Here is a 25093-nt window from a genome sequence, read left to right as displayed (position 1 = left end):
CTCATAGATTTATTTGCTTGTCCTAATGAGTGGGTTCCCGTCATTGTGGATGACCATGAGCACCGCCATGTCCCGGCCCACCGCGCCGTCCTCCGCCCCGCCTCGTTCCCCCCAAACCACCCCCCAGCCCTCCGGCCAGCGGCGCCGCACCTTGGACTGGCGGCTGCGCTTTGCCGCCCTGGCTCTCATCTGGGGCTTCAGCTTCCTCTTTATGAAGCTGGGCACGGATGGCTATGCACCGGCCTATGTCTCCTTCGGCCGGATGTTCTTCGGCACCGCGGTGCTCCTGGTCGTGCTGGCCGTCAAACGCGGTCGGCTGCCGCGCCGGCCGCGCACCTGGGGCCATCTGGCCGTTGCCGCGTTTCTGCTCAATGCGCTCCCCTTCACGCTCTTCGCCTATGCCGAGCTGACCATCCCCTCCACCCTGGCCGGCATCTGCAACGCCACCACCCCGCTGTGGGGAATGCTGCTCTCCCTGGTGGCCCTCTCCGAGGACCGGCCGACCCGGCGCCGCTTCGCCGGGCTGGGCCTCGGCTTCCTCGGCGTGCTCACCGTGCTGGGCGCCTGGCAGGGATTCTCCGGCCAGGACCCGGCGGGCACCATGATGGCGCTGGGCGCCTCGGCCTGCTACGCGGTCGGCTGGATCTATGTGCGGCGGACCCTCTCCGGCACCGGTGACTCCCATCTGTCGCTGACCACTACCCAGCTGCTCCTCGGCACCGTCCAGCTCGCCATCGCCGCCCCGCTGTCCAGCCCGCTGCCGACTTCCTTCCACGCCGTGCCCGTGCTGGCCGTCCTCGCCCTGGGGGCTCTGGGCACCGGCTTCGCCATGCTCGTCCAGTACGGCCTGGTGGCCGAGGTGGGCCCGACCACGGCGACGCTGACCACCTACTTCATCCCGGTGATCGCCACCGCGGCCGGCGCCGTGCTGCTGGGCGAACGGCTGGCCTGGAACACCCCCGTGGGCGCGGTGATCGTGCTGGCCGGAGCGGCCCTCACCCAGAGCCGGCCCCGGCCGCGCGGCGATCAGGCGTAACGCCCTGCCGACAGTGGGGTGTTGGCGGCCGCCACCGCGTCCGCCAGCGCCGGTATCTCTTCCATCGCCAGCGCGGAGACGGTCAGTCGGACCCCGGGCGGCGCGGCCAGCCGGAAGCGGGCACCCGGTGCCACCGCCCAGCCCGACCGCAGCAGCCGGGCCACCACACCCGTCTCGTCCGCCACCGGCAGCCACACATTCATCCCGCTGCGCCCATGAGCCGCCAGGCCCCGCTCCCCCAGCTCGGCGATCAGCGCCGCCCTGCGGCGGTTATAGGAAGCGGCGACGGCGGCGGAGTCCACGGTGCCAGTGCGCCAGAGGTGCAGCACGGTGTCCTGCAGCAGATGGCTGACCCAGCCCGGCCCCAGCCGCAGCCTGCCGCGCACCCGGTCCACCGTCACCGAGTCACCGGTGAGCAGGGCGAGGCGCAGGTCGGGCCCGAAGGCCTTGGCGAAGGAGCGCACCAGCACCCAGTGGTCGGTGGCGCCGGCCAGCGGGTGCAGCGGGAGATCGACGATGCCATGGCCATGGTCGTCCTCGATCAGCAAGATTCCCCGGTGCCGGGACAGGACGGTGCGCAACTGCCGGGCGCGCAGTTCGCTGATGGCCGCACCGGTCGGGTTCTGCGCCCGGTCGGTGACCACCAAGGCCCTGGCGCCCTGCTCCAGGGCATGCTCAGTGGCCTCGGGCAGCGGGCCGTCGTCATCCACCGGGACGGGCACGGGGCGCAGGCCCAGCGCGGGGATCAGGTCGAGCAGGCTGCCCCAGCCCGGATCCTCGACGGCGACCGCGTCCCCGGGCCGCAGATGGGCGGCCAGGACCCGCTCCATGGCGTCCAGCGCCCCGGAGGTGACCGCCACCGGCCCGTCCGGCACCTCATCGGCGGCGAAGGCGGCCCGGGCCATCCGCTCCAGTTCGGTGTCGATGGCGGGCGCGCCATAGAGCGCGGGCCGTCTCGCCTGCTCGGCGGCGGCAGCGGCCAGCGCCTCCGCCAGTGAGGGCAGCAGAGCGGGATCGGGGTTGCCGGTGGCGGCGTCCCGCACCCCCTCGGACACCTCCACCGCGATCAGCTCGCGCGGCGCGCTGGCCGGGCGGCTGCGCACCCGGCTGCCCCGGCGGCCCGCCGTCTCGATCACCCCGCGGTCGCGCAGGGTGCGGTAGGCGGCCGCGACGGTGTTGGGGTTGACACCCAGCTCCACCGCCAACTCCCGCATGGGCGGCAGCAGTTCACCGGGCGCCAGCCTGCCCGCCCCCACGGCGCGCTCCACGCTCGCCGAGATCTCTGCTGCGCGACGACCTTCGATCCGATATTCTCCCGACACAAAGCCAAGTATGCACTAGTGCAATGGAGGGCGCAATGTCTTTGCCGATGGACCGGGCCGGCCGGACCGGCGGGGCGGGTCAGGGGTCCCCCGCGGGGACCGGGTCCTATGCGCGGACCGAGCGCACCACCCCCACCCGCTACCGCGACCGCGCCTCCTACGACCGCGAGTTGGTCCACTCCATACTCGACGCCGGTTACCTCTGCCACCTCGGCTTTGTCCGCGACGGCGCCCCGGTCGTCCTGCCCACCCTCTACGGGCGCGTCGGCGAGCGGCTGTACGTCCATGGCTCCACCGGCTCCCGGCCGCTGCAGGCCGCCGCCCACGCCGAGGATCCCGGCATGCCCGTCTGCCTGACCGTCACCCATGTCGACGGCCTGGTGCTGGCCCGCTCCGGCTTCAACCACTCCCTCAACTACCGGTCGGTGGTGGTGCACGGCACGGCCCGTACGGTCACCGACCCGCAGGAGCTGACCGAGGCCCTCGACGCCCTGGTGGACCAGGTGGTGCCCGGCCGCTCCGCCGACTCCCGTCCGCCGACGGCCAAGGAGCTGGCCGCCACCGCCGTGCTCCGCCTCGACCTGGCCGAGGTCTCCGCCAAGGTCCGCGACGCCGGACCGGGGGACGACCCGGAAGATGTCGGCCTGCCGCACTGGAGCGGTGTCATCCCGGTGTCCACCCACTACGGCACCCCCGTCCCGGCGGACGACCTGCGCCCGGAGGTCGCGGTCCCGGCATACCTCAACGACCTGGTGGAAGCGCGGACTCCGGCCCGTCCAGGCGCGTAAACCCGTCCAGGCACACAAAGAGGGCATCCGCGTCCACACCGGCGCCCCGCAGCACATCGGCCGCCCGGCACCGGTGGTCACGCACCAGGGCGGCCAGCAGGTCCAGCCCCTCCACCTGCTCGGCGCGGCGCTCCCGGGACCGGAGCCCGGCCCGGGTCATGGCCGTGGCGGCGGCGGGGGACCAGCCGGGCGGCTGGCCGTCGCGCCGCGGCGCGACGGCCGAGGAGTCCTCCACCGAGCCGCGCCAGCGCAGTCCATAGCCGATGGAGCGCTGCACCAGATAGCCCAGCAGCCGGGAGAGCTGACCCGCCCCGCCCGGGATGGCCGCCCGGACCGCCGGGTCGGCCTCCAGCAGGGTGTGCAGCAGATGGGCGGTGTCGATCTGCCGGTCACCGTCGCGCAGCGCACGTCTGCGGGCACCGGCGACCACCGAGGCCAGCTCCTCACTGAGCGGTCTCTCATAAGCGGCGTCCGCCTGCCCGGTGTCAGATGTACTGCTCTGCACCCTCCCACCCCATCAGCCACCGGCCCTCGCCCGCATCCCCGGCGGGGACCATTCGCCTGTACGGCGCGAGTCGGGCATCGGGCGCCAGGCAGTCATCCCTGAGGAGGAGTCACCCCGAACACCGGCATCAGGGACGCCGGTGGCGCGGGCGCCGCCAAGTGGACGGCGGCACCCGCGCGTTGGTACCTCATCCCTCTTCGGCCAGGATCAGATACAGCTTCTTGCGCGACTCATTGACCACCGCGAGCGCCTTCTCCCGCTGCTCGGGGCTGCCGGTCCGCCAGACCTGGCTGAAGGCCTCCATCAGCCCCACGCCCGCCTGCCGGATCTCCTGCATGGTCTCCCAGTCACCCGCGCGCCCGGCCTCCTGCCAGGGCGCCTTGGGTCCGGCGGCGGCCTCGGCGCGGCCCTCCTCGGTCAGCGTGAACAGCTTCTTGCCGCCCTCGCTGGCGCTGGTGATCAGGCCCTCGTCCTCCAGCAGCTGGAGGGTGGGATAGACCGAGCCCGGGCTGGGCCGCCAGGTGCCGCCGCTGCGGTCGGCGATCTCGCGGATCATCTCGTAGCCGTGCATCGGGCCGTCCGTCAGCAGGGCCAGGATCGAGGCCCGTACATCGCCGCGGCGCGCCCGGCCGCCCGGGCCACCGCGTCCGCGCCCGAAGGGCGGCCCGAACGGACCGAAGGCCCGCCGTCCGCCGCGCTCTTCCCAGCCGTGCCGATCCGACCGGTGATGCTCATGCCCGTGGGAGTGCATATTCATTACCTCCATCGTCGATCCATCACGATGTCTCGACGATATATCGGAACCGATCGGCTGCCAAGAGTGTTGGCACGCCCGGTTTTGCCCTGCGGTCCGCGTGCGCTGTCAGGCGGACGGTGGGTCAGCAGCCGGCTCAGTAGCCGATGGTGAACCGGCGCTGGACGAAGCGGGGCAGCTCGGCCTCGTCCACCAGCGCGACCGCGGCGTCCTCCGCCGAGATCCGGTTGAGGCCGTCGGCGTCGAGGACGGGCTGGTCGCCGCCGATGCGGAAGCGGCCGGTGCGCTCGCCGGGGGCGATCTGCTCGGCGGGGCTGAAGTAGGTCCAGAGCCGGTTCGAGGTACGCAGGACGTTCAGCGCCTCGCGATGCCCGCGCACGGCGGCCGCGCACTCGCGGGGGAGGCCGAGCTCGTCGAGCGACGCATGGATGAACTCCTCATGGTCGGCGCGGACCACGCCCGGCCCGATCTCCAGGCTGCCGGCGCCGCCAATGACGATCAGCCGGGTACGGGGGTGGCTCTCCAGGGCCTTGAGCAGGGCCCGGGCGGCGGTGGCGTAGACGGTCGGGTCCGCGATCGAGCGCCGGACGGTGTCGGCGAAGTCCTCCGCCGCGTTCCCGGGCTGGAAACCGCTGATCAGGACGTCCAGGCCGGGCGGCAGGGCGGCGGCGACGGCCGCGGCGTCGAGGACGTCGACGCTCGACCAGGTCAGGTTCTCCCGGTGGTCGGTGATCGCGGCGGCGTCGCGGCTGAATGCCGTGACGCGGTGTCCGCGCTGGAGGGCCTCGGTGACGACCCGGCTGCCGATGGTGCCGGTGGCTCCGATGACGCCGATATGCATGGTTCTCCCCTTGATTCATGCCGTGGTCATGCCGGATGGGCGGCGCGAAGCCCCGGAGAGCCTCACGCCGTGGAAAAACTATACGGTGTGAAGTTTTCGAACGGCAATCAGCTCAGTGACGCTGTAGAGTGGGCCCGTGGCAGGCACCCGAAACACCGGACGACGCGAGCGGCTGCGGGCCGAGACGACCGCCGAGATCAAGAGCACCGCGCTGGAGCTGATGGGCTCGGGCGGCCCGGACGCGATCACCCTGCGGGCGATCGCCCGCGAGATGGGCATGACCGCCAACGCCATCTACGGCTACTTCGCCACCCGCGACGACCTGGTCACCGCCCTCATCGCGGACGTCTACACCGCGCTCGCGGACGCCGTCGACGCCGCCTGGGCCACCTCCGCGCAGGGCACTCCGGCAGAACGGATACAGACCTGGGCGCACGCCTTCCGCGCCTGGGCGCTGGCCAACCCCGAGGGCTTCCGGCTGATCTACGGCGACCCTGTCCCCGGCTACCGGGCCCCCGACGGTGGCGCCGCACCGGACGCCGCCCGGCGGGTCTGTGTCGGCATCGCCGCGCTGGCGGACGCGGCCTGGGCCAGCGCCGAACGGACGCACGGGGAGAGCGACTTCGGCTGGGACGACTTCGACCCCGGTCTGCTGGACAAGGTCCGCCCGGGCTTCCCCGAGCTGCCGCCGGCCGGGGTGGCCCTGGCACTGCGGATCTGGGGGCACCTGCACGGCCTGATCGCGCTGGAAATCTACGGCCATCTGCGCGCCCAGACACTCTCGCCGGACAAGCTCTTCGCCGCCGAACTCGCCCAGCTGGTGAGGTCGTTGGGTCTCGGCATCCAGAGAGTTGTCCCGTCCGTCATACGCGGAGCCGGATGACGAGTGCTGCCGCGGGCCGCCGGGTGTCGCGCGGCACCGGGCTCCCGCGCATGGGGCCTGGCACAAGGCGGAATGAGTCCACCTTCCGGCGATTGGCCCGGGCCGGCGGCCGTCCGGTTGCCTACCGTGCGGCCATGCGCATCCGAATCGTTGACGCCTTCACCGACCGCCCTTTCGCCGGCAATCCGGCCGGGGTGGTGCTCCTGGACACCGATGCCTTCCCCGAGGACGAGCGGCTGCAGCGGATCGCCGCCGAGGTCAACCTCTCCGAGACCGCCTTCGCCCACCCGCTGCCGGCCGGCTCACCGGAGGCCGACTGGGCGCTGCGCTGGTTCACCCCGGTCACCGAGGTGGACATGTGCGGTCATGCCACCCTGGCCACCGCCCATGTGCTGCACCGCACCGGCCGGGCCACCGGGACGGTCCGCTTCACCGCCCGCTGCGGCGTGCTGGGCGCCACCGCCCACCCGGACGGCCCGATCACCCTGGACTTCCCCACCTCCTCGCTCATCCCGGCGGCGGTTCCGGAGGAGCTGGCCCGGGCCCTGGGCGTCCGGCCGCTGAGCGTGCACGGGACCAGCGAGCACCTCGGCGACCTGCTGGTGGAACTCGCCGATGAGCGGACCGTGCGCGAGCTGGCTCCCGACCTGCGAGCACTGGCACGGCACTCGCGCCGGGGCATCATCGCCACCGCCGGGGCCGAGGACCCCGCCCGCGGCTATGACTATGTCTCGCGGTGCTTCTTCCCCGCCTATGGCATCGACGAGGACCCGGTCACCGGCAGTGCCCACACCGCGCTGGCCCCCTACTGGTCCGCCCGGATCGGCCGCCCCCGGCTGACGGGGCTTCAGGCCTCGGCCCGTACCGGCCTGGTCCGCACCGAACTGCGCGGTGACCGCACCCTGCTGACCGGCTCGGCCGTCACCGTGATCGACGGCGAGCTGCTGGTCTGAGGCGGGCGCGGGTCAGGCCGTCGGCAGCCAGCCCACCCGGCCGGCCAGCAGCGCATAGCCGACGAAGGCCACCGTGTCGATCAGCGCATGCGCGGCGACCAGCGGCCCGACCCTCCCCCACCGCCGGTAGAGCAGTACAAAGACCACGCCCATCGCCATATTGCCGAGCAGGCCGCCGATCCCCTGGTACAGGTGGTACGAACCGCGCAGCACCGCGCTGGCGGCCAGCGCGGCCGCCGGGGTCCAGCCCAACTGCCCCAGTCTGCGCAGCAGATAGCCGACCACCACCACTTCTTCCAGCATCGCGTTCTGCACCGCGGAGGCGATCAGGACCGGGAACCGCCACCACACATGCGGCAGCGACTCCGGCACCACCGTCAGATTGAACCCGGCGGCCCGCATCCCGAGGTAGAACAGCAGCCCGGTGCCGCCGATGGCGGCCGCGACCGCCGCGCCCCGGCCCAGGTCAAGGCCCGGACGGCGGCGGTCGAAGCCGATGGCACGCAGGCCCGAGCCCTCGCGCAGCAGCAGATGGGCCACCAGGAAGACCGGGACCAGCGCGGTGGCGATGCCGAACAGCTGCCAGGCCAGGTCCAGCCAGTGCCGGCCGGGGGCGTGCGAGGCATTGAGGTGCGCCGCCTGGTGTTTGAGCCCGCCGGGCTTGGTGGCCGCGCCCACAAAGCTGATCAGTGCGGAGACGGCGCTGGCGCCCAGGGACAGGGCCAGCACCAGCAGGGTCTCGCTGCCCAGCGTCCGCCGCGACAGTCCGGTGCCGGCGGGGGGCAGGGCCTGGGATCCGGCCGGGGTGTCGGTGTCGCTTCGCACCCGACCAGCTTGCCGTACGGCCCGGTGCGCGTACGACAGCGGGGTGGGCGGCGTCAGCCGCCGATCCCGACGGGCCAGGTGTGCACCGGCTCTCCGGTACGCATCAGCTCGCAGTACCGGCGCGTGGTGGCGGCCAGCGCGCCGCCCCGGTCCAGCCCGCGGGCCAGTGCCCGGTGATAGGTGGCGGCCTGCCAGGACGCTCCGTTGACGCCATAGCGGCAGCGGCCCTCGATGACGCCCAGGTAGCGGTCGCGGTCGGCCGGCTCCACGCCCCAGGCGTCCAGCCCGGCGGCGGCCAGCGGCAGCAGCTCCTCACGCACCAGGCGTACGGCCGGCACCGGCACCGGGGTGGGATTGCGCCCCGCCTTGGGCCAGTGCAGCACCGCGTCGATGCCATGGCGGCAGGCCAGGTCGAAGTTGTGCGCGGCGACCGCGAACGGCAGCCGGGTCCACACCGGCCGGGGCTCTTCGGCCAGCGCCCTGACCAGGCCGTAGTAGAAGGCGGTGTTGGCCATGACGTCGGTCACGGTGGGCCCGGCGGGCAGCACCCGGTTCTCCACCCGCAGATGGGGCACCCCGTCGGCGATCCCGTAGACCGGGCGGTTCCAGCGGTAGACCGTGCCGTTGTGCAGGGTGAGTTCCTCCAGCGAGGGCACCCCGCCCTCGTCCAGCACCCGCAGCGGGTCCTCGTCCCCGGAGACGGGCAGCAGCGGCGGGAAGTAGCGCAGGTTCTCCTCGAACAGCTCATACGCCGAATCGATCCAGCGCTCACCGAACCAGGTGCGCGGCCGGACGCCCTGCGCCTGCAGTTCGGGCGGGCGGGTGTCGGTGGACTGGACGAACAGCGGCGGACGGGACTCCCGCCACAGCTCCCGGCCGAACAGGAAGGGCGAGTTGGCGCCCATCGCGATCTGCGCGGCCGCTATGGCCTGCGCCGCGTTCCACACCGCGGCGAACCGGCCCGGGGTCACCTGGAGGTGCAACTGCACGGAGGTACAGGCGGCTTCGGGACAGATGGAACGGGCGGTGAACCGCAGCCGTTCAACTCCCGCGATGTCAATGGCGAAGTCCTCGCCCCGGGCGGCGACCACCTGTTCATTGAGCAGCTTGTAGCGGTCGGCGGCGGAGAAGTTCGCGGGGACCAGGTCCTCCTGGGTGATCGTGGGCAGGATGCCGATCATGACAATTCCCGAACCGACTTCACGGGCCTTTCGGTCGGCGTAGGCGAGGCCCGTGCTCAACTCCTCGGCAAGCTGGTCCAGAACGCGGCCGGACAGCCGGTGCGGAACAATGTTCACTTCGAGATTGAACTGCCCGAGCTCGGTCTGGAAATCGTGACTCGCAATACGCTCCAGCACCTCGGCATTCATCATGCTCGGCATGCCGTCGAAACCCGCGAGATTCAGCTCGATCTCCAATCCCACAAGATTGCGGGGCCGGTCGAAAGACTTCTCCTCGAGCATCCGCGCCAGCGCCTGCAGGCACTGCCGGAGCTTGTCCCGGTGGAGCTGCCGGTCGGCCAGGTCGAACCCCTCGGCCGCGACCTTCTCACCCATGGAAGCGTCCTTCCTCAAGCGGGCCGCCCGCGGCGCCATCCGCCCTCGTCACGGTCGATGATGCCCAGGCACGGCGATCGAAACGCCTCGCGCCCCGCGCATTGCCGCTAGGCTCTCCCCCGAGCGTACTCCGGCACATTCCGATGGCATGACGGTGCATCAGGAGCCGGGCGCATTGCGCTGGTGATAAATACCGACGAGTTTCGGCCTACCACTGACGGGAAAGAATCTGAGGTCAGGCGTCCGTGCCGGGCACGAAATCACCGAAATCCTCCGCGCACTCGGCCCGGATTTCTCCTTGCCGGTAATGCCGGCGACAGCTAGCCGAAACATCATGTGAACACGTGTCGTATAAACTCCGGGGTGAGGCAGAGAGTAGGCGCCCCGGCAGCCGGTCCGGCTCCCCTCTGACCCCGCACGCCGACAGCGTCGTCGTCACCTGCCCAGCACCAACGTGTCTCCGAAGTGAGAGGCGACCCATCATGCCGCTGCATCTCCCCCCTGCCCCCGCGCCTGCCCTCCGCAGCATCGTCACCGCGCTCGGCTCCCCCACCGCGGTCCGTGAGACCCGCACCCCGGCCCTGAAGTCCGCACAGGGATCACTCACCTGCGAACTCCCGCTTCCCGTCCATGTGTTGGAGCAGGGCACGACGGGCGGCACGGCGCCCCGCACCCGCCTCAGCGGCTGGCGCTTCCTGATCAAGGGGGCGGACGGCCGCGCCATGGCCGCGGGGGAGAGCATGCTGACCGCCGACGGCTGGGCCTTCTCGCACTTCTCCGAGGGACCGTATGTCGCCTCCACCGAACTCGCCCTGCGCCAGGCCGAGTCGCTGAGCACGCCCTACCAGCCCCGGCTGCTGACCGTGCCCGGCCTGTACATGCTCACCCTCTGGCTGCACGGCGACCTCACCGCCGACCCCGCCTCCCCGCTGCCCGCGCCCGGGGACCTGCTGGTGCCGCTGGCCCCGGCACCACCGGGCATCGCCGCGCACCGCCCGCACCGGTTCGCCGACCTGCTGCCGGTGCTCGCCCTCCGGCTCACCCCCGCACCGCTGCTGCGCACCTCCGCCTGAGCGGACGCCGAGGCGCCCCGTGGCACCGCCATGGGGCGCCTGGCGCTGCCCTCACCCGCTCGGGCTAGTCCGCTCCGAAGGGCACAACCCCCCGAAGGGACAGTGCCGTTGGCGGCAACCGCCCGCACGGGTGACGCGTCTTCACCCGGTGAGGACCGCTGACGTGAAATCCCTGCGGAATCACGCCCGTAGGGCAAGACTGGGACCGACACGACGACATCGCAACGGGGGGCGGCATGACCACCGCATCGAGCCGCAGCACAGCGACAGCATCACCGACATCCCAGCGAAAGAACCCTCCCATGTGCCAGCACCAGCCCGCGTGCCCGTCAGCCGACTCCGCCGACCGGGAAGCCGCCCAGCTCGTGGCGCACTTCCCCCAGCAAGGCTGGAGCCTGCTGTGCAACGGCGTCCTCTGCTTCGAGGACACCGGTGAGCTGCTGCCGGACGGACGCATCATCGCTCCGCACCGGCCGCTGGGCACCGAGCATGTGGCGACCGCCGCCTGACGGCATCTCATCCACGTGGAAGACCAGGGGCCGGCCCGGCGTATCGCCGAGCCGGCCCCGAAGTGTGTGCCGGTCTCAGGGCATCAGCCCTCGTACTCCTCCAACGGCGGGCAGGAGCACACCAGGTTGCGGTCGCCATAGGCCCCGTCGACCCGGCGCACCGGCGGCCAGTACTTCTCGGCCGCCGAGACCCCGTCCGGGAAGACCGCCTCGGCCCGGCTGTAGGGATGCTGCCACTCCCCCGCCACCGAGGCTGCGGTGTGCGGGGCGTTGCGCAGCGGGTTGTCGTCCTTGTCCCACTCGCCCGAGCCAACCTTGTCGATCTCCGCACGGATCGCGATCATCGCCTCGCAGAACCGGTCGAGTTCGGCCAGGTCCTCGCTCTCGGTGGGCTCGATCATCAAGGTGCCGGCCACCGGGAAGGACATGGTCGGCGCGTGGAAGCCGTAGTCGATCAGCCGCTTGGCGACATCGTCCACGCTCACCCCGGTCGCCTTGGTCAGCGGCCGCAGGTCGATGATGCACTCATGGGCCACCAGGCCGTGCGGGCCGGTGTAGAGCACCGGGTAGTGCGGCTCCAGGCGCTTGGCGATGTAGTTGGCGCCGAGCACCGCGACCTGGGTGGCGCGCTTGAGGCCCTCGCCACCCATCAGCCGGACGTAGGCCCAGGAGATGGGCAGGATGCCGGCCGATCCCCAGGGGGCGGCGGAGATGGGGCCGACGCCGGTGGCCGGGCCCGCGGTGGGCTGCAGCGGGTGGTTGGGCAGGTACGGGGCCAGGTGGGCGCGGACCGCCACCGGGCCGACGCCGGGGCCGCCGCCGCCGTGCGGGATACAGAAGGTCTTGTGCAGGTTCAAGTGGGAGACATCGCCGCCGAACTCGCCCGGCTTGGCCACGCCCACCAGGGCGTTGAGGTTGGCGCCGTCCACGTACACCTGACCGCCCGCGTCATGCACCAGGGCGCAGATGTCGCTGATGTGCTCCTCGAACACCCCATGGGTGGAGGGGTAGGTGACCATCAGCACGGCCAGCTCATCGCGGTACTGCTCGATCTTGGCGCGCAGGTCGGCCGCGTCGACCTCGCCGTCCTCACCGGTCTTGACCACCACGACCTTCATCCCGGCCATCACCGCGCTGGCCGCGTTGGTGCCGTGCGCGGAGGAAGGGATCAGGCAGACGACGCGCCCGGTGTCGCCATTGGCCCGGTGGTACGCCCGGACCGCCAGCAGACCCGCCAGCTCGCCCTGGGAACCGGCGTTCGGCTGGATGGACACCTTGTCGTACCCGGTGATCTCGGCCAGCCGCTCTTCCAGCTCGCCGATCAGCGTGCGGTAGCCCTCGGCCTGCTCCATGGGGGCGAAGGGGTGCAGGGCGGCGAACTCCGGCCAGGTGACCGGCTCCATCTCGGTGGTGGCGTTGAGCTTCATGGTGCAGGAGCCGAGCGGGATCATGCCCCGGTCCAGCGCGTAGTCCCGGTCGGCCAGGCGGCGCAGATAGCGCAGCATGGCGGTCTCGGAGCGGTGCTGGTGGAAGACCGGGTGGGTGAGGTAGTCACCGGCGCGCAGCAGCTCCTCGGGCAGTGCGTCGGTGACCCGCTCGTCCAGCTCCGCGACCTCGGCCCGGACCCCGAAGGCGGCCCAGACGGCGGCCAGATGGTCCCGGGTGGTGGTCTCGTCACAGGCGATGCCGACCCGGTCGGCGTCCACCAGCCGCAGGTTGACGCCGCGTTCGCCGGCCTCCCGGACAATGTCCGCGGCCCGTCCGGGAGTTCTGGCGGTGAGGGTGTCGAAGTACCGGTCGTGCGCCAGCTCCACCCCGCCGGCCCGCAGCCCCTCGGCGAGGACGGCGGCATAGCGGTGGGTGCGGCGCGCGATGGCGGCCAGGCCCTGCGGACCGTGGTAGACGGCGTACATGCCGGCCATCACGGCGAGCAGCACCTGGGCGGTGCAGATGTTGCTGGTGGCCTTCTCCCGGCGGATGTGCTGCTCACGGGTCTGCAGGGCCAGGCGGTAGGCCTTGTTGCCGTCCGCGTCCACCGAGACGCCGACCAGCCGGCCGGGCAGGCTGCGGGCGAAGGTCTCCCGCACCGCCATAAAGCCGGCGTGCGGACCGCCGAAGCCCATGGGCACACCGAAGCGCTGGGTGGTGCCCACCGCGATGTCGGCGCCCAGCTCTCCCGGCGAGGTCAGCAGGGTGAGGGCGAGCAGGTCGGCGGCGACGGTGACGACCGCGCCCAGCTCATGCGCCCGCTCGATGACCGGGCGCAGGTCGCGTACCGCGCCGGACGCGCCGGGGTACTGCAGCAGCACGCCGAACACTCCGCGCTCCGCGGCCTCCTGGGGAATGCCCTCACTGAGGTCGGCCACCACCACCGGAACCCCGGTGGGCTCGGCGCGGGTCTCCAGGACGGCGATGGTCTGCGGGAGGGTGTCGGCGTCCACCAGGAAGACACCGCCCTTGACCTTGCCGACCCGCCGGGAGAGGGCCATCGCCTCGGCGGCGGCGGTCCCCTCGTCCAGCAGCGAGGCGCCGGAGGTGGGCAGTCCGGTCAGGTCGGCCACCACGGTCTGGAAGTTGAGCAGCGCCTCCAGCCGACCCTGGGAGATCTCCGGCTGGTAGGGCGTGTAGGCGGTGTACCAGGCCGGGTTCTCCATGACATTGCGCAGGATCACCGGCGGGGTGAAGGTGCCGTAGTAGCCCAGGCCGATCATGGAGGTGAGCACCTGATTGCGGTCGGCCAGGCCGCGCAGCTCGGCCAGCACCTCGGGCTCGGTGCGGGGCCCGGGCAGCCGGAGCGCCTCGGCGGTCTTGATCACATCGGGCGCGGCGGCGGCGGTGAGCTCGTCCAGCGAGCCAAAGCCGACCTGGGCGAGCATCTTGGCCTGGGCCTCGGCGTCGGGCCCTATGTGGCGGTCGGCGAACGGAGTGCCGCGCTCCAGGTCGGAAAGGGAGATGCGGTGGGCGGTCATCTGCGGGGGCCTCCTGGTCATTGCGACCTGCGAGGGGTACCACGGCGCGGGTACCCGGACGGCCTCCCCCTCTGTCATCTCAACCTGAGAGCTTCACCGGGCATGCCACGCCCGGCTTTCACCGTCGGTGAGGAAGGGCTCCGCATGGTGTCTGGCCGGGGCCCGCCCTGCTTTCCAGAGTGACCTCATCCATGCGGTACGGGTGCCTGAGAGATTCCGGGGAGGATTTGCTCCTTCGGCGCCTTCGTGGGTGCCGTCAAGGCCCCTTCCAAAGGACTCTCCCGCACGGATTCTGCGGCCAATCGCCAGCCTACCAGCGGGTCTGCGCAGGCGGATGTCCCAAGTGGCCATACAACGCTTTGTCGCTTTTTGTGGTTCTCGGGGTGTCCAGGGGTGTTTGGGACCTCCTTCGAGATACCCCAAGGGCAGGCGTGACTCATGGGAGGACTCATGCAGACCGACATCGACCCCCGGAGCCTGATCGGCCGCAAGGCATACGACCGCGACGGCGCGAAGATCGGCACGGTGGACGAGGTGTACCTCGACGACGCGACCGGGGAGCCGGAGTGGGCGGCGGTGCGCACCGGCCTGTTCGGCCGGGACGCCTTCGTACCGCTGGAACCCAGCAGGCTGGTCGGTGACACGCTGCGCATCCCCTATGAGCGGGCGCTCATCCGCCAGGCTCCGGACCTGGGAGTCGGCCGCCATCTCTCCCCGGAGCAGGAGCTGCGGCTCTACCACCACTACCGGCTGGGCCTGCCCGCGGACGCCTCCCGTCCGTCCGGTGACGGCTTCCCCGGCTCCCCGGCCGGCTGATCATCGTCGGCGGGCCGGATCAGCGGCAACGGGTCGGCGGGCTCCAGCGCGGGATCGTCCACCGGGAAGGTCCGTACCCGGCCCGGCGCGGACCAGGGTTCCTCGAACCGTACGGTGACCCTGCCGACCCCGCTGCCCTGGACCCAGCCGGCCCCGTACACCTGGTGCCGGACGTCCAGTCCGGGCAGCCACCGGCGGGAGCGCGGCACCGCGGCGGGCTCCGCCTCCGGCGCCTCGCCGGCCTCCGGTATCGCGGCCTCCGCCTCGTGCGCCGCCTGGGCGAAGAGGTCCTCCTGGGTGTAGTCGGCCAGGCCGCTGACGCCCACGCCCAGCAGCCGCACCCCGGCGGTGGTGTCCACCGCCTCCAGCAGCCGGATGGCCGCCTCCCGCACCACGGCCGGGTCGTCGGTCGGGCCGCGCAGGGTCTCCGAGCGGGTCAGGGTGGAGAAGTCATAGCGCCGCACCTTGATCACCACGGTCCGGCCCGACCGGCCCGCGGCCCGCAGCCGCCGCACACAGCGGTCGGCAAGCCGGGCCAGCTCCAGCTGCACCCGGGTGCGGTCGGTCAGGTCCTCCTCGAAGGTGTCCTCCACGGAGACGGACTTGGCGTCCCGCTCGGCCACCACCGGGCGGTCGTCATGCCCGGTGGCCAGCGCGTACAGCCCGGCGCCATGCGCCTTGCCGAGGAGCCGGACCAGTTCCGCCTCGCCCGCCTCGGCAGTCTCGCCGACCGTGTGGATGCCGGCCTTGCGCAGCACCTCGGCGGTGGCCGGGCCGACACCGGGGATGGTCCGCACCGGCATCGGGCCCAGCAGCTCCAGCTCGGTGCCGGGCTCGACCACCACCAGGCCGTCCGGCTTGGCCTGTTCCGAGGCGATCTTGGCGAACATCTTGGCCCCGGCCAGCCCCACCGACCCGCTGAGCCCGGTGGCCGCCCGGATGTCCCGGCGCAGCCGCTCGCCCACCGCGCGGGCGGCCGCCGAGCTGGGCTCGATCCCACCCGCCTCCAGATCCACAAAGGCCTCGTCCAGGCTCAGCGGCTCGACCAGCGGGGACAGCGCCCCCAGCAGCTCCATGACGGTGGCGCTGATCTGCTGGTAGAGCGAGAACCGGGGGGTGAGGTAGGCGGCATTGGGGCACAGCCGCCTGGCCTGAGCGGTGGCCATGGCCGAGTGGACGCCGAACACCCGGGCCTCGTACGAGGCCGTGGCCACCACGCCCCGCGGACCGATGCCGCCGACCACCACCGGCTTTCCGCGCAGGCTGGGCTTGGCCGCCTGCTCCGCCGAAGCGTAGAAAGCGTCCATGTCCAGATGCAGGATGGTCGGCGCACCTCTCACAAGATCGATGCTGCCGCATGCCACTGACAATCGCGCAGTCGCGCGAGCGGGCGTCAGCCGGCGCGGTTGCGGCGCCGGGCCAGCTCATCGGCCGGGTTGTGGCCGATCAGGGTCTCGCCGGTGTCCACGCGCTCGCCGTGCAGCTGCGCCAGCGCGCTCTCCACATCGCGCCACACCACACCGACGGCGATTCCGAAGACCCCCTGACCGCCCTGCAGCAGACCGACCACATCGTCCGGAGAGACGCACTCGTAGACCGTGGCGCCATCGCTCATCAGCGTCAGCTGCGCCAGGTCGGCCATCCCTCGGGCGCGCAGGTGCTGCACTGCGGTGCGGATGTTCTGCAGGGACACCCCGGTGTCCAGCAGCCGTTTGACGATCTTGAGGACGACCACATCACGGAAGCTGTACAGCCGCTGGCTGCCCGAGCCATAAGCGGGCCGCACACTCGGCTCCACCAGGCCGGTGCGCGCCCAGTAGTCCAGCTGCCGATAGGTGATCCCGGCCGCCGCACAGGCGGTCGGGCCGCGATAGCCGATGTTGTCGCCGCCGCTCGCCGTCTTGTCGGCCCCGGCCGCGCCGGAGTCATGCCCGCGCGGCGCGGTGACCGCCGCCGCGGCGGGGACGGGGGTGCCGCCCATGCCATTCAGGCTGGGGGGGAGGGTCACCGGTTCGACCGTTCCCCCATGCAGCGGATACGGACTGCCGACCGCTGTACCGTCGCCCGTGCTTCTCACGCCGACCTCCGTCCTTGACCTGCCTTCTCGACGGTAGGCAGTCGCTTGGGGTGCGTCAACGATCGCCACACTCGGCACGCCGAGTGATAATCACCCAGAGAGTGGTTTTACGTGTCCCCGTAGCGGGAAAGGCTACTCGAATGCGCCGGACCGTCCCGCCGCGCGCCTCATTGACTGCTGCTGCCGAAGTCCTCCGGCGAGATCTGGTCCAGGAACTCCCGGAACTTCTCGACCTCGTCCTCCTGCTCGTCGGGGATGGCGATGCCCGCGTCGTCCAGCACACCGTCGCTGCCATAGATGGGCGTTCCGGTGCGCAGCGCAAGCGCTATGGCGTCGGACGGCCTGGCGCTGACCTCCACCCCGCTGGCGAAGACGAGCTCCGCGTAGAACACGCCCTCCCGCAGGTCGGTGATGCGGACCTCGGCGAGCTGCTGGCCCACCGCCTCCAGCACATCCTTGAAAAGGTCATGGGTCAGCGGCCTGGCCGGAGCCATGCCCTGCTGTGCGAAGGCAATGGCCGTCGCCTCCCCCGGTCCGATCCAGATCGGGAGGTAGCGGTCGCCTCCGACCTCGCGCAGGAGCACGATCGGCTGGTTGGAAGGCATCTCCACCCGGACACCCACGACATCGAGCTCGTTCACACAGCAACCCTAGGCCGTGCTCGGCAGGTTTGGGTAGTCGGGCCGCCGCTGTCACTGGGAGCGGATGCGCAGCGCGGACTGGACCAGCGCCGCGTGCAGCCGCACCGACAGGGCGGCCAGTTCCCGGGCGGTGGCCTCGGCATGGGCCCTGGTCTGCGGGTTCCGATGGCGGCGCAGGGGAGCGACCACCTGCTCGATGAGGGCCGCCTCGCGTTCCGCCGCGGCCTTCATGGACCTCAGGTGCCGGGGCTCCAGGCCAAAACGGCCCAGATCGGCGACCAGTCTGGCCACGGCCACCGAATCGGCGTCGAATCCGCCGTCCGAGTGGGCGGTGACCAGGCCATAGGACTCCCACTCCGCCAGCTCGCCCTCGGTCACCCCGGTGGTGGCGAGCAGTTCCTCCCGGTCCGTCCGGGCAGCGGCGGGCGGCTCCGGCTCCGTGGTACCAGCCGCACCGCCCTCCGGCAGGTCGAGTACGTCCCGGGGCTGGCCCGGAGCGGGCAGTTGCACCCGCTCGCCCCTGGCCAGCGCGTCCAAGTGCTCACGGATGACCTTCAGCGGGAGGTAGTGGTCGCGCTGCATCCTCAGCACCTGGCCCAGCCGTTCGACATCCGCCGTACTGAACTTGCGGTAGCCGGACGGTGTGCGCTGCGGCTCCACCAGGCCCTCCGCCTCCAGGAAACGAATCTTGGAGATGGTGACCTCGGGAAACTCCTCGCGCAGCAGATTCAGCACCGTGCCGATGCTGACCAGCCGGCCTTCCGCGGCGGCGGCACCGGAGGAACCGGTGCCGCCCGACGGTGTCTGAAGCATGGGCCTTCCTTGGACGTCCCCGGACCGGGCCCGGAGGAGGTCAGTAACCCCGCTGGCTGCCGAAGAAGACCAGCCGGTACTTGCCGATCTGCACCTCGTCACCGTTCGACAGCACCACCGAGTCGATCTGCTCCCGGTTGACATAGGTGCCATTGAGGCTGCCCACATCGGTGACGGTGAAGCCGCCGTCCGGGCTCCGGCGGAACTCCACATGCCGCCGGGAGACGGTGACGTCGTCCAGGAAGATGTCGCTCTGCGGATGACGGCCCGCCGTGGTCACCTCACTGTCCAGCAGGAAGCGGCTGCCGGAGTTGGGGCCGCGGCGCACCACCAGCAGGGCCGAGCCCTGCGGCAGCGCCTCGACAGCCGCCTGGGCCTCCGGGGACAGGGCGGGAATCGCCACCTGACCGGTGGTCTCCGAGTCATACGCTTCCAGACCGGAGATGGAGATGGTGGAGGTGGTCTCCGAGGCCCGCTCGGCGACGGCTCCCGCCCGCAGCGGAGCACCGCAGTTGGAGCAGAAACGGCTGCTCTGACCACTCTGATGGCCACACCTGGTACACACCTGCATGGCAGCCCCTCCGCCCGGGTTCGAGGTCGGCGGCATCCCGGCGCCTATGCGGCCCGGGGCCGCCGGATCGACCGGGAAGCTCTGGCCACCCTCGCCCTGATCCCGGAACAGGGGACGCTCTTCCTGGCCCCTCTCCTCCCCCTCCGGACGCGCGGCCCGGTGGCGGGCGGAACCGCCGCCGCTCTGGCGTGCGCTCTTGCCGAACAACTTCGCAAACAACTTCACGGGCGATTCCCCTTGACCGAAACAGACCCGCCCGTGGGGCAGGACAAACCCTCGATGCACTCACCGGCCGACCTGGACATCCTTACAACGTCCATGGCCAACAGACAGTTTCCATCACGCACCCCCATCTTGGTGCGCCGACCCCCCGCAACTCGCCGCCCCTCCCCGCAGAGCTCCTGCGTACCCCGTCTCACTGCGATGACGACCGAGCGTAGTCAGGCCGCTTCGCCGGGCGCAAGGCGTCAACGACGATCTTCTCAGACCGCTCGATGCTCACCCCGGCCTGTTCCTTCTGCAGAGTCTGCACCACACCACCGGGGATGTTGAGCGCCGGCTCCAAATCCTGCGGCCGGCCGATGACCTTGAACTTATAAGGCTGTGAGACGGGTTTGCCGTCGATCTCCACCTTCCCCGCCCCTCCCGAGAAGTAGGTATTGGCAACCACACGGACGTCGTTGATCTGGATCGCCTCGGCACCCGCGGCCCTGAGCTCCTGGATGGCGTCGAGCAGCATGTCGGGCTCGACCGCCCCCTTTCCGTCGCTCACCGTGAGGTTGATGCCGGGCCCCTGGGCGGCCACCGTGCCGGCCAGGATCCCCAGCTGCTGCTCTTTCTGCGCGGTCTGCTTACGGGCCTCGGCGGCCTGGTTGGAACTGCTCTCCAGCTCCGTCCGCTGGCTCTCCAGCTTCCGCTTCTCGTCCTCAAGACGCTTGGTGCGGTTGTCCAGTTCGTCGAGGATCCGCACCAGATCCTCCTGCCGCGCCCCACGCAGCGCACTGCTCTCACTGGTTGTCCGGACCTGGATGGCCAGGCCCAGGCCCAGCACACACAGCAGCAGGGCCACGGTGAGCTGCGCCCGGGTCAGCCGGGGCGGCCAGAGGCCCTTCATCAGCCGCTGACGGCCCGTCAGTTGAGTGGGGGCGGTCTCGGCGGGCCCGGGCGGCTCCGGCACGGTCTGCTGCTCAGGCTCCGGCTCCCCGGCCGGCTCTTCCGGCGTTTCCGGCTCTTCCGGACGCTCGGGGTGCTTCGGTGGCTCGGGGCGCTTCGGTGACTCGGGGCTCTTCGGTGGCTCGGGGCGCTCGGCCGGCCGCTCGCCCCCCTTGCCCGGCTCCGGGCCGATGGGCTCCTCCGGCGTTTCGTCGTTGCTCATCGGCCTCACGCCCGGAAGACATGCCGCCGGATGGCGGCGGCGTTGGAGAAGATCCGGATGCCCAGCACCACCACCACGCCGGTGGACAACTGCGCGCCCACGCCCAGCTTGTCGCCCAGGAAGACGATCAGCGCGGCGACCACCACGTTCGACAGGAAGGACACCACGAAGACTTTGTCGTCGAAGATCCCGTCCAGCATCGCCCGGAGGCCGCCGAACACCGCGTCCAGTGCCGCCACCACGGCGATCGGCAGATAGGGCTCAACCGCCGTCGGCACCACGGGACGGACCACCAGCCCGACCACGACTCCCACGATGAGGCCCAATACGGCGATCACGATGTGCCCTTCCCTGTGTTGCCCTGCTGTGCCCGTGCGGTACGCACAATCAGACTCGGCGCGGCCGGCAGCCGGACGTCGTCCTCGACGGAAATCGCCGCCCGGACCCCGTAGTTCTGCTCCAGCACATGCAGGTACTGACCATCCGCACTGTCCTGGAACGTGGTGTTCATCCGCTTGCCGTTGCCGATCGCCAGCACCGTGTACGGGGGCACCAGCGGCCTGTTGTCGACCAGTATGGCGTCACCGGCGGCCCGGATGGCCGAAAGTGCGGTCAGGCGCTGCCCGTTGATCGCGATCGCTTCCGCCCCCGACTGCCACAGCCCGTTGACCACACGCTGCATATCGCGGTCCCGTACCCGGCCGGTGTCGGAGAAGCCACTGCTCTCCCGTGGCCCGCCGCCGGTGGTCCTGGCCTGTTTGGCGTCGTCGACGACCACCTTGAGGCCGGGGCCGTGCACCGCGGTGGCCCCGGCCAGCAGCGAGACCAACTCGGCCTTGTCACCGCCGTGTTTCTGCAGCGCCTCACGCTGGGTGGCACTGACCGAGTCACGCAGCCCATCGACGTTCTTCTGCAAGGAGTCGGCCGCCGAGGTCTCGCTCTCGATGCGGTTGATCAGCTGCTGACGCTCCTTGGCGAGCGTCGGCGCCGATATCCGCGCCTGGGCGGCGCCCAGGGTGACCACCACGGCGGCCAGCAGCAGTGCCGCGGCGACCCCCAGCTTGGCGCGCAGCTTGCCCGGCAGTCCGTTACCGCCGGCCGCCCGTCTGGCCGCCGCCTCCGCATAGCCCTCGTCCAGGCTGTGATCCATCACATTGGTCAGCAGCGACATGGAGGCATCGGGACGCGGCGGAGGGGCGGGCGTCCTCCGAACGGGGGGCTGCTGCGGCATGCCGCACATCGTCGCACGTCGGGGGCGTTGTCTCCCAATGGCCCCACCGGCGTGCCGGATCGTAACCGGACCAGCCGGTCAGACCGCGCCCCCGACGTCGCTCCGTCAGCGCCCGGCGCCGTCCACCACCGCCGACCACTCGTCCAGCAGCGCCTGTGCGGAGGCGTCATCCGGCCCCTCCGCCCACAGATGGGTCACCGCCTCGGCCGGGTCCGGCAGCACCATCACCCAGCGCCCGTCGGCCTCCACCACCCGGACACCGTCGGTGGTGTCCACCGAGCGGTCACCGGCCGCCTCCACCACCTGCCGCATCACCAGGCCCTTGACCGCCCAGGGTGTCGCCAGATCACGCCGCAGCACATGGGCTCGCGGAATCCGGGCGTCGATCTGACTGAGCGTGAGCTGGGTCCGGGCCACCAGACCGACCAGCCGGACAAAGGCCGCCGTGCCGTCGAAGACGCTGCTGAACTCGGGCACGATAAAGCCACCGCGCCCATCCCCGCCGAAGATGGTCGACTCCGCCCGGCCCACTCGTGTCAGGTCGTCGGGCGAGGTGGTGGTCCACGCCACCTGGGTGCCGTGGTACGCGGCCACCTGCTCGGCGATGCGGGTGGTGGTCACCGGCAGCGCCACCCGGCCGCTGCGCCGCTCGGCCGCCACCAGGTCCAGCAGCACCAGCATGGCCCGGTCGTCCTCGACGATCCGCCCGCGCTCGTCCACCAGCGAGATCCGCTCCCCCACCGGATCGAAGCGCACTCCGAACGCGGCCCGCGCCGAGGAGACGATCTCGCCCAGCCGCACCAGCCCCGACCGCCGGGACTCGGCCGTCTCGGTGGGACGAGCCTCGTCCAGCCCGGAGTTGATGGTGAGCGCGTCCACCCCCAGCCGGCCGAGCAGGCTGGGCAGGACCAGGGCGGCGCTGCCATTGGCCGCGTCGACCACCACCTTGAGCCCGGCCTCGGCGACCCCGCCGCTGTCCACGGACCGCAACAGGCCGCCGGCGTAGGCGTCATAGACGCTGGACGGAAACGACAGGTCACCGATTTCGCCCGGGAACGCCCGCCGGTATTCCTGCCGGGCGTAGACGCGGTCGAGCTTGCGCTGTCCGGCCTGGGAGAGGTCGGCGCCGCGCTCGTCGAGGAACATGATGTCCACCGAGTCGGGCACGCCCGGGGTGGTCCGGATCATGATGCCGCCGGCACTGCCGCGCGCGGTCTGCTGTCTGGCCACCGGCAGCGGCACGTTCTCCAGATCGCGCACCTCGATCGCGCTGGCCTGGAGCGCCGAGATCACGGCCCGCTTGAGCGCCCGGGCGCCCCGGGAGTGGTCGCGCGCCGTGGTGACGGTGGCACCCTTCTTGAGGGTGGTGGCGTAGGCGCCGGCCAGCCTTACCGCCAGTTCGGGGGTGATCTCCACATTGAGGATGCCGGACACCCCACGGGCTCCGAAGAGATGAGCCTGGCCCCGCGACTCCCAGATGACCGAGGTGTTGACGAAGGCACCGGCCTCGATGGTCTTGAACGGATAGACCCGGACATTGCCCTGAATAATCGATTCCTCGCCGACCAGGCACTCATCGCCGATGACGGCCCCGTCCTCGATGCGGGCGGCGCGCATGATGTCGGTGTTCTTGCCGATGACGCAGCCCCGCAGATTGCTCTGCTGGCCGACGTAGACGTTGTCGTGGACGACTGCCTTGTGCAGGAAGGCCCCGCTCTTGACCACCACATTGGAGCCGACGACGGTGTGCTCGCGCAGCTCGGCGCCGGCCTCGACCTTGGCGTAGTCGCCGATGTACAGCGGGCCGCGCAGAACCGCGTCGGGGTGGACCTCGGCCCCCTCGGCGACCCAGACGCCGGGAGAGATCTCAAAGCCGTCGATCTCCACGTCGACCTTGCGCTCCAGGACATCGGCCTGGGCCTTGACATAGCTCTCGTGAGTGCCGACGTCCTCCCAGTAACCCTCGGCGACATAGCCGTAGATGGGCTTGCCTTCCTTCATCAGCTGAGGGAAGACGTCTCCGGACCAGTCGACCGGCACATCGGCGGCCACATAGTCGAAGACCTCGGGTTCCATCACATAGATGCCGGTGTTGACGGTGTCCGAGAAGACCTGGCCCCAGGTGGGCTTCTCCAGGAAGCGCTCGACCCGGCCGCCCTCGTCGACGATGGTGATCCCGAATTCCAGCGGGTTGGGCACCCGGGTGAGGCAGACCGTGACCATCGCCTGCTTTTCCTTGTGGAACCGGATCAGGTCGGTCAGGTCGAAATCGGTGAGGGCATCGCCCGAGATGACCAGGAAGGTGTCGTCCCGGAGCGCCTCTTCGGCGTTCTTGACACTGCCCGCCGTGCCGAGTGGCTTTTCCTCGTTGGCGTAGGTGAGCTCCATGCCGAGCTCCTCGCCATCCCCGAAGTAGTTCTTCACCAGGGAAGCGAGAAACTGGACGGTCACCACGGTCTCATGCAGTCCGTGCCGCTTCAGCAGGCGGAGCACATGCTCCATGATCGGGCGGTTGGCGACCGGAAGAAGCGGCTTGGGCATGCTCGAGGTCATGGGGCGAAGCCGGGTGCCTTCGCCGCCGGCCATCACGACGGCCTTCATATCGGAAGCGTCCTCCTTGCGAGACGACGGTCATGCCGACTGAAGAGCGCCCGGCTGCCCCACGATCCACATGGCAGCCGACGTCCGCCAAAGGCCATGCTCTCCGGCGGGATCAGTCGGCCGTGGCATCCGCCTTGACCAGCCGGCGGACCTGAACCACATAGAGGATTCCTGCCCACCAATAGAGGGTTGTACCCCACCCGGCGAACGCCCATCCGAAAACCGCGGCCACCTCGTGCACCCAGCCCGTCCTATCGCTGAGCAGCAGCAAGGGGAAGGCGTACATCAAGTTGAAAGTGGCGGCCTTCCCCAGGAAGTTCACCTGCGGCGGCGGATAGCCATGGCGTCTCAGAATCCACACCATGACCAGCAGCATCGCTTCCCGGGCCAGCAGAGCGGCGGTGAGCCAGAGAGGAAGGATCTCCCGCCAGGTGAGGCCGACCAGAGTGGACAGGACATACAGACGGTCCGCCGCCGGGTCGAGGATCCTGCCGAGACTGCTGATCTGATTCCAGCGACGGGCCAGCTTTCCGTCCAGGTAGTCGCTGACGCCGCTCAGGGCAAGCACCAGCAGCGCCCAGAGGTCGCAGTTGGGGCCACCGAACTTGGGCCAGAGAATCAGCCACAGAAAGACGGGCACACCGACCAGGCGCGCCATGCTGAGGATGTTCGGGATGGTGAGGACGCGGTCGGTCTGCACACGCGTCTCCTGGACCTCCACCCGGGGGCCTCCTGTGGGAAATGTGGTCTGCTGATTCGCTCCGACCTTACCCGTAGCGTTCCATGGCCGGTGCGGAGGGGGCGCTAAACGCAAGTAAGCCCTGGTGGAAACCGGAGTTTCCACCAGGGCTTACTGAATGATTGTTCGGCGGCGTCCTACTCTCCCACACGGTCCCCCATGCAGTACCATCGGCGCTGAAAGGCTTAGCTTCCGGGTTCGGAATGTAACCGGGC

Annotated in this window: 24 protein-coding genes, 1 rRNA gene and 1 riboswitch; of the genes, 7 read left to right on the top strand and 18 right to left on the bottom strand. The window is 70.8% G+C overall.

Annotated elements, in window-relative coordinates; translation table 11 throughout:
* Positions 1-55: 55 nt before the first annotated feature.
* Positions 56-1036 carry a DMT family transporter gene (locus ACIHFE_RS28310; RefSeq protein ID WP_400110947.1) on the top strand — a complete coding sequence of 327 codons (981 nt, stop codon included), beginning with the start codon at positions 56-58 and terminating at the stop codon, positions 1034-1036.
* Here the strand turns inward: ACIHFE_RS28310 and ACIHFE_RS28305 are convergent.
* Entirely contained in the window at positions 1027-2358 is a 1332-nt protein-coding gene (locus tag ACIHFE_RS28305) for an aminotransferase class I/II-fold pyridoxal phosphate-dependent enzyme (RefSeq protein WP_400110946.1), read from the bottom strand. The genes ACIHFE_RS28310 and ACIHFE_RS28305 overlap by 10 nt on opposite strands.
* Before the next feature lie 47 nt (positions 2359-2405).
* Between ACIHFE_RS28305 and ACIHFE_RS28300 the strand changes: the two genes are divergently transcribed.
* The gene (locus ACIHFE_RS28300; RefSeq protein WP_400111171.1) at positions 2406-3146 is read left to right on the top strand and encodes a pyridoxamine 5'-phosphate oxidase family protein; all 741 of its coding nucleotides are present in this window, start codon (positions 2406-2408) and stop codon (positions 3144-3146) included.
* Here the strand turns inward: ACIHFE_RS28300 and ACIHFE_RS28295 are convergent.
* From ACIHFE_RS28295 to ACIHFE_RS28285, 3 genes are all read right to left on the bottom strand, one after another.
* Complete coding sequence (locus ACIHFE_RS28295) at positions 3100-3651, bottom strand: Clp protease N-terminal domain-containing protein (protein WP_400110944.1); 552 nt, start codon at positions 3649-3651, stop codon at positions 3100-3102. The genes ACIHFE_RS28300 and ACIHFE_RS28295 overlap by 47 nt on opposite strands.
* A gap of 187 nt (positions 3652-3838) precedes the next feature.
* Positions 3839-4408 carry a PadR family transcriptional regulator gene (locus ACIHFE_RS28290; protein WP_400110942.1) on the bottom strand — a complete coding sequence of 190 codons (570 nt, stop codon included), beginning with the start codon at positions 4406-4408 and terminating at the stop codon, positions 3839-3841.
* A gap of 133 nt (positions 4409-4541) precedes the next feature.
* Positions 4542-5246, bottom strand: coding sequence for an NAD(P)-dependent oxidoreductase (locus ACIHFE_RS28285; protein ID WP_400110940.1), 705 nt, complete (start codon positions 5244-5246; stop codon positions 4542-4544).
* Positions 5247-5382: 136 nt separating this feature from the next.
* On the opposite strand from ACIHFE_RS28285, the gene ACIHFE_RS28280 reads away from it, so the two are divergent.
* Positions 5383-6129 (top strand): TetR/AcrR family transcriptional regulator, encoded by a 747-nt coding sequence (locus tag ACIHFE_RS28280; RefSeq protein WP_400110938.1) that lies wholly within the window; start codon positions 5383-5385, stop codon positions 6127-6129.
* A 134-nt stretch (positions 6130-6263) separates the two neighbouring features.
* Positions 6264-7082, top strand: a complete 819-nt coding sequence (locus tag ACIHFE_RS28275; protein ID WP_400110936.1) for a PhzF family phenazine biosynthesis protein — start codon at positions 6264-6266, stop codon at positions 7080-7082.
* Between the two features lie 12 nt (positions 7083-7094).
* Here the strand turns inward: ACIHFE_RS28275 and ACIHFE_RS28270 are convergent, their stop codons facing one another.
* Both ACIHFE_RS28270 and ACIHFE_RS28265 read right to left on the bottom strand, forming a co-directional pair.
* Positions 7095-7907, bottom strand: coding sequence for a CPBP family intramembrane glutamic endopeptidase (locus ACIHFE_RS28270; RefSeq protein WP_400110934.1), 813 nt, complete (start codon positions 7905-7907; stop codon positions 7095-7097).
* Positions 7908-7960: 53 nt separating this feature from the next.
* Positions 7961-9463: a glutamate--cysteine ligase gene (locus tag ACIHFE_RS28265; RefSeq protein ID WP_400110932.1), complete on the bottom strand. Its 1503-nt coding sequence runs from the start codon at positions 9461-9463 to the stop codon at positions 7961-7963.
* Between the two features lie 482 nt (positions 9464-9945).
* Here ACIHFE_RS28265 and ACIHFE_RS28260 point away from each other — a divergent pair, with 482 nt between their 5' ends.
* Complete coding sequence (locus ACIHFE_RS28260; RefSeq protein WP_400110931.1) at positions 9946-10536, top strand: hypothetical protein; 591 nt, start codon at positions 9946-9948, stop codon at positions 10534-10536.
* Positions 10537-10838: 302 nt separating this feature from the next.
* Positions 10839-11045 carry a DUF5999 family protein gene (locus ACIHFE_RS28255; RefSeq protein ID WP_400110929.1) on the top strand — a complete coding sequence of 69 codons (207 nt, stop codon included), beginning with the start codon at positions 10839-10841 and terminating at the stop codon, positions 11043-11045.
* Positions 11046-11128: 83 nt separating this feature from the next.
* Here ACIHFE_RS28255 and gcvP read toward each other — a convergent pair whose 3' ends face one another.
* Complete coding sequence (gene gcvP / locus ACIHFE_RS28250; protein WP_400110928.1) at positions 11129-14014, bottom strand: aminomethyl-transferring glycine dehydrogenase; 2886 nt, start codon at positions 14012-14014, stop codon at positions 11129-11131.
* Positions 14015-14198: 184 nt separating this feature from the next.
* Positions 14199-14308, bottom strand: a riboswitch (glycine riboswitch).
* 156 nt (positions 14309-14464) lie between these two features.
* Between gcvP and ACIHFE_RS28245 the strand changes: the two genes are divergently transcribed.
* Positions 14465-14830 carry a PRC-barrel domain-containing protein gene (locus tag ACIHFE_RS28245; protein ID WP_400110926.1) on the top strand — a complete coding sequence of 122 codons (366 nt, stop codon included), beginning with the start codon at positions 14465-14467 and terminating at the stop codon, positions 14828-14830.
* Here the strand turns inward: ACIHFE_RS28245 and ACIHFE_RS28240 are convergent.
* The 11 genes from ACIHFE_RS28240 to rrf form a co-directional block, all read right to left on the bottom strand.
* On the bottom strand, positions 14758-16170 hold the full coding sequence (locus ACIHFE_RS28240; protein ID WP_400110924.1) for a DNA polymerase IV: 1413 nt from the start codon (positions 16168-16170) through the stop codon (positions 14758-14760). The genes ACIHFE_RS28245 and ACIHFE_RS28240 overlap by 73 nt on opposite strands.
* A 53-nt stretch (positions 16171-16223) precedes the next feature.
* Positions 16224-16907, bottom strand: coding sequence for a MerR family transcriptional regulator (locus tag ACIHFE_RS28235; protein WP_400110923.1), 684 nt, complete (start codon positions 16905-16907; stop codon positions 16224-16226).
* Between the two features lie 167 nt (positions 16908-17074).
* Positions 17075-17548: a bifunctional nuclease family protein gene (locus ACIHFE_RS28230; protein ID WP_126913184.1), complete on the bottom strand. Its 474-nt coding sequence runs from the start codon at positions 17546-17548 to the stop codon at positions 17075-17077.
* Positions 17549-17599: 51 nt separating this feature from the next.
* The gene (locus ACIHFE_RS28225) at positions 17600-18361 is read right to left on the bottom strand and encodes a MerR family transcriptional regulator (RefSeq protein ID WP_400110921.1); all 762 of its coding nucleotides are present in this window, start codon (positions 18359-18361) and stop codon (positions 17600-17602) included.
* Positions 18362-18401: 40 nt separating this feature from the next.
* The gene (locus ACIHFE_RS28220; protein WP_400110919.1) at positions 18402-18926 is read right to left on the bottom strand and encodes an FHA domain-containing protein; all 525 of its coding nucleotides are present in this window, start codon (positions 18924-18926) and stop codon (positions 18402-18404) included.
* A 421-nt stretch (positions 18927-19347) separates the two neighbouring features.
* Complete coding sequence (locus ACIHFE_RS28215; protein WP_400110917.1) at positions 19348-20307, bottom strand: DUF881 domain-containing protein; 960 nt, start codon at positions 20305-20307, stop codon at positions 19348-19350.
* 5 nt (positions 20308-20312) lie between these two features.
* On the bottom strand, positions 20313-20645 hold the full coding sequence (locus ACIHFE_RS28210) for a small basic family protein (RefSeq protein WP_004947174.1): 333 nt from the start codon (positions 20643-20645) through the stop codon (positions 20313-20315).
* The gene (locus ACIHFE_RS28205) at positions 20642-21538 is read right to left on the bottom strand and encodes a DUF881 domain-containing protein (RefSeq protein ID WP_400110915.1); all 897 of its coding nucleotides are present in this window, start codon (positions 21536-21538) and stop codon (positions 20642-20644) included. The genes ACIHFE_RS28210 and ACIHFE_RS28205 overlap by 4 nt, the downstream gene beginning before the upstream one ends.
* Before the next feature lie 105 nt (positions 21539-21643).
* On the bottom strand, positions 21644-24139 hold the full coding sequence (locus ACIHFE_RS28200; RefSeq protein WP_400110913.1) for a sugar phosphate nucleotidyltransferase: 2496 nt from the start codon (positions 24137-24139) through the stop codon (positions 21644-21646).
* A gap of 112 nt (positions 24140-24251) precedes the next feature.
* Positions 24252-24860 (bottom strand): CDP-alcohol phosphatidyltransferase family protein, encoded by a 609-nt coding sequence (locus tag ACIHFE_RS28195; protein ID WP_400110911.1) that lies wholly within the window; start codon positions 24858-24860, stop codon positions 24252-24254.
* A 142-nt stretch (positions 24861-25002) separates the two neighbouring features.
* Positions 25003-25093 (bottom strand): 5S ribosomal RNA (rrf, locus tag ACIHFE_RS28190); the annotation flags it as partial.

This window comes from Streptomyces sp. NPDC052396, assembly GCF_044593195.1.
Taxonomy (GTDB): domain Bacteria; phylum Actinomycetota; class Actinomycetes; order Streptomycetales; family Streptomycetaceae; genus Streptomyces.
The sequence above is the reverse complement of the archived record's forward strand: the minus strand, read 5'-3'. Positions and strand labels throughout refer to the sequence as shown.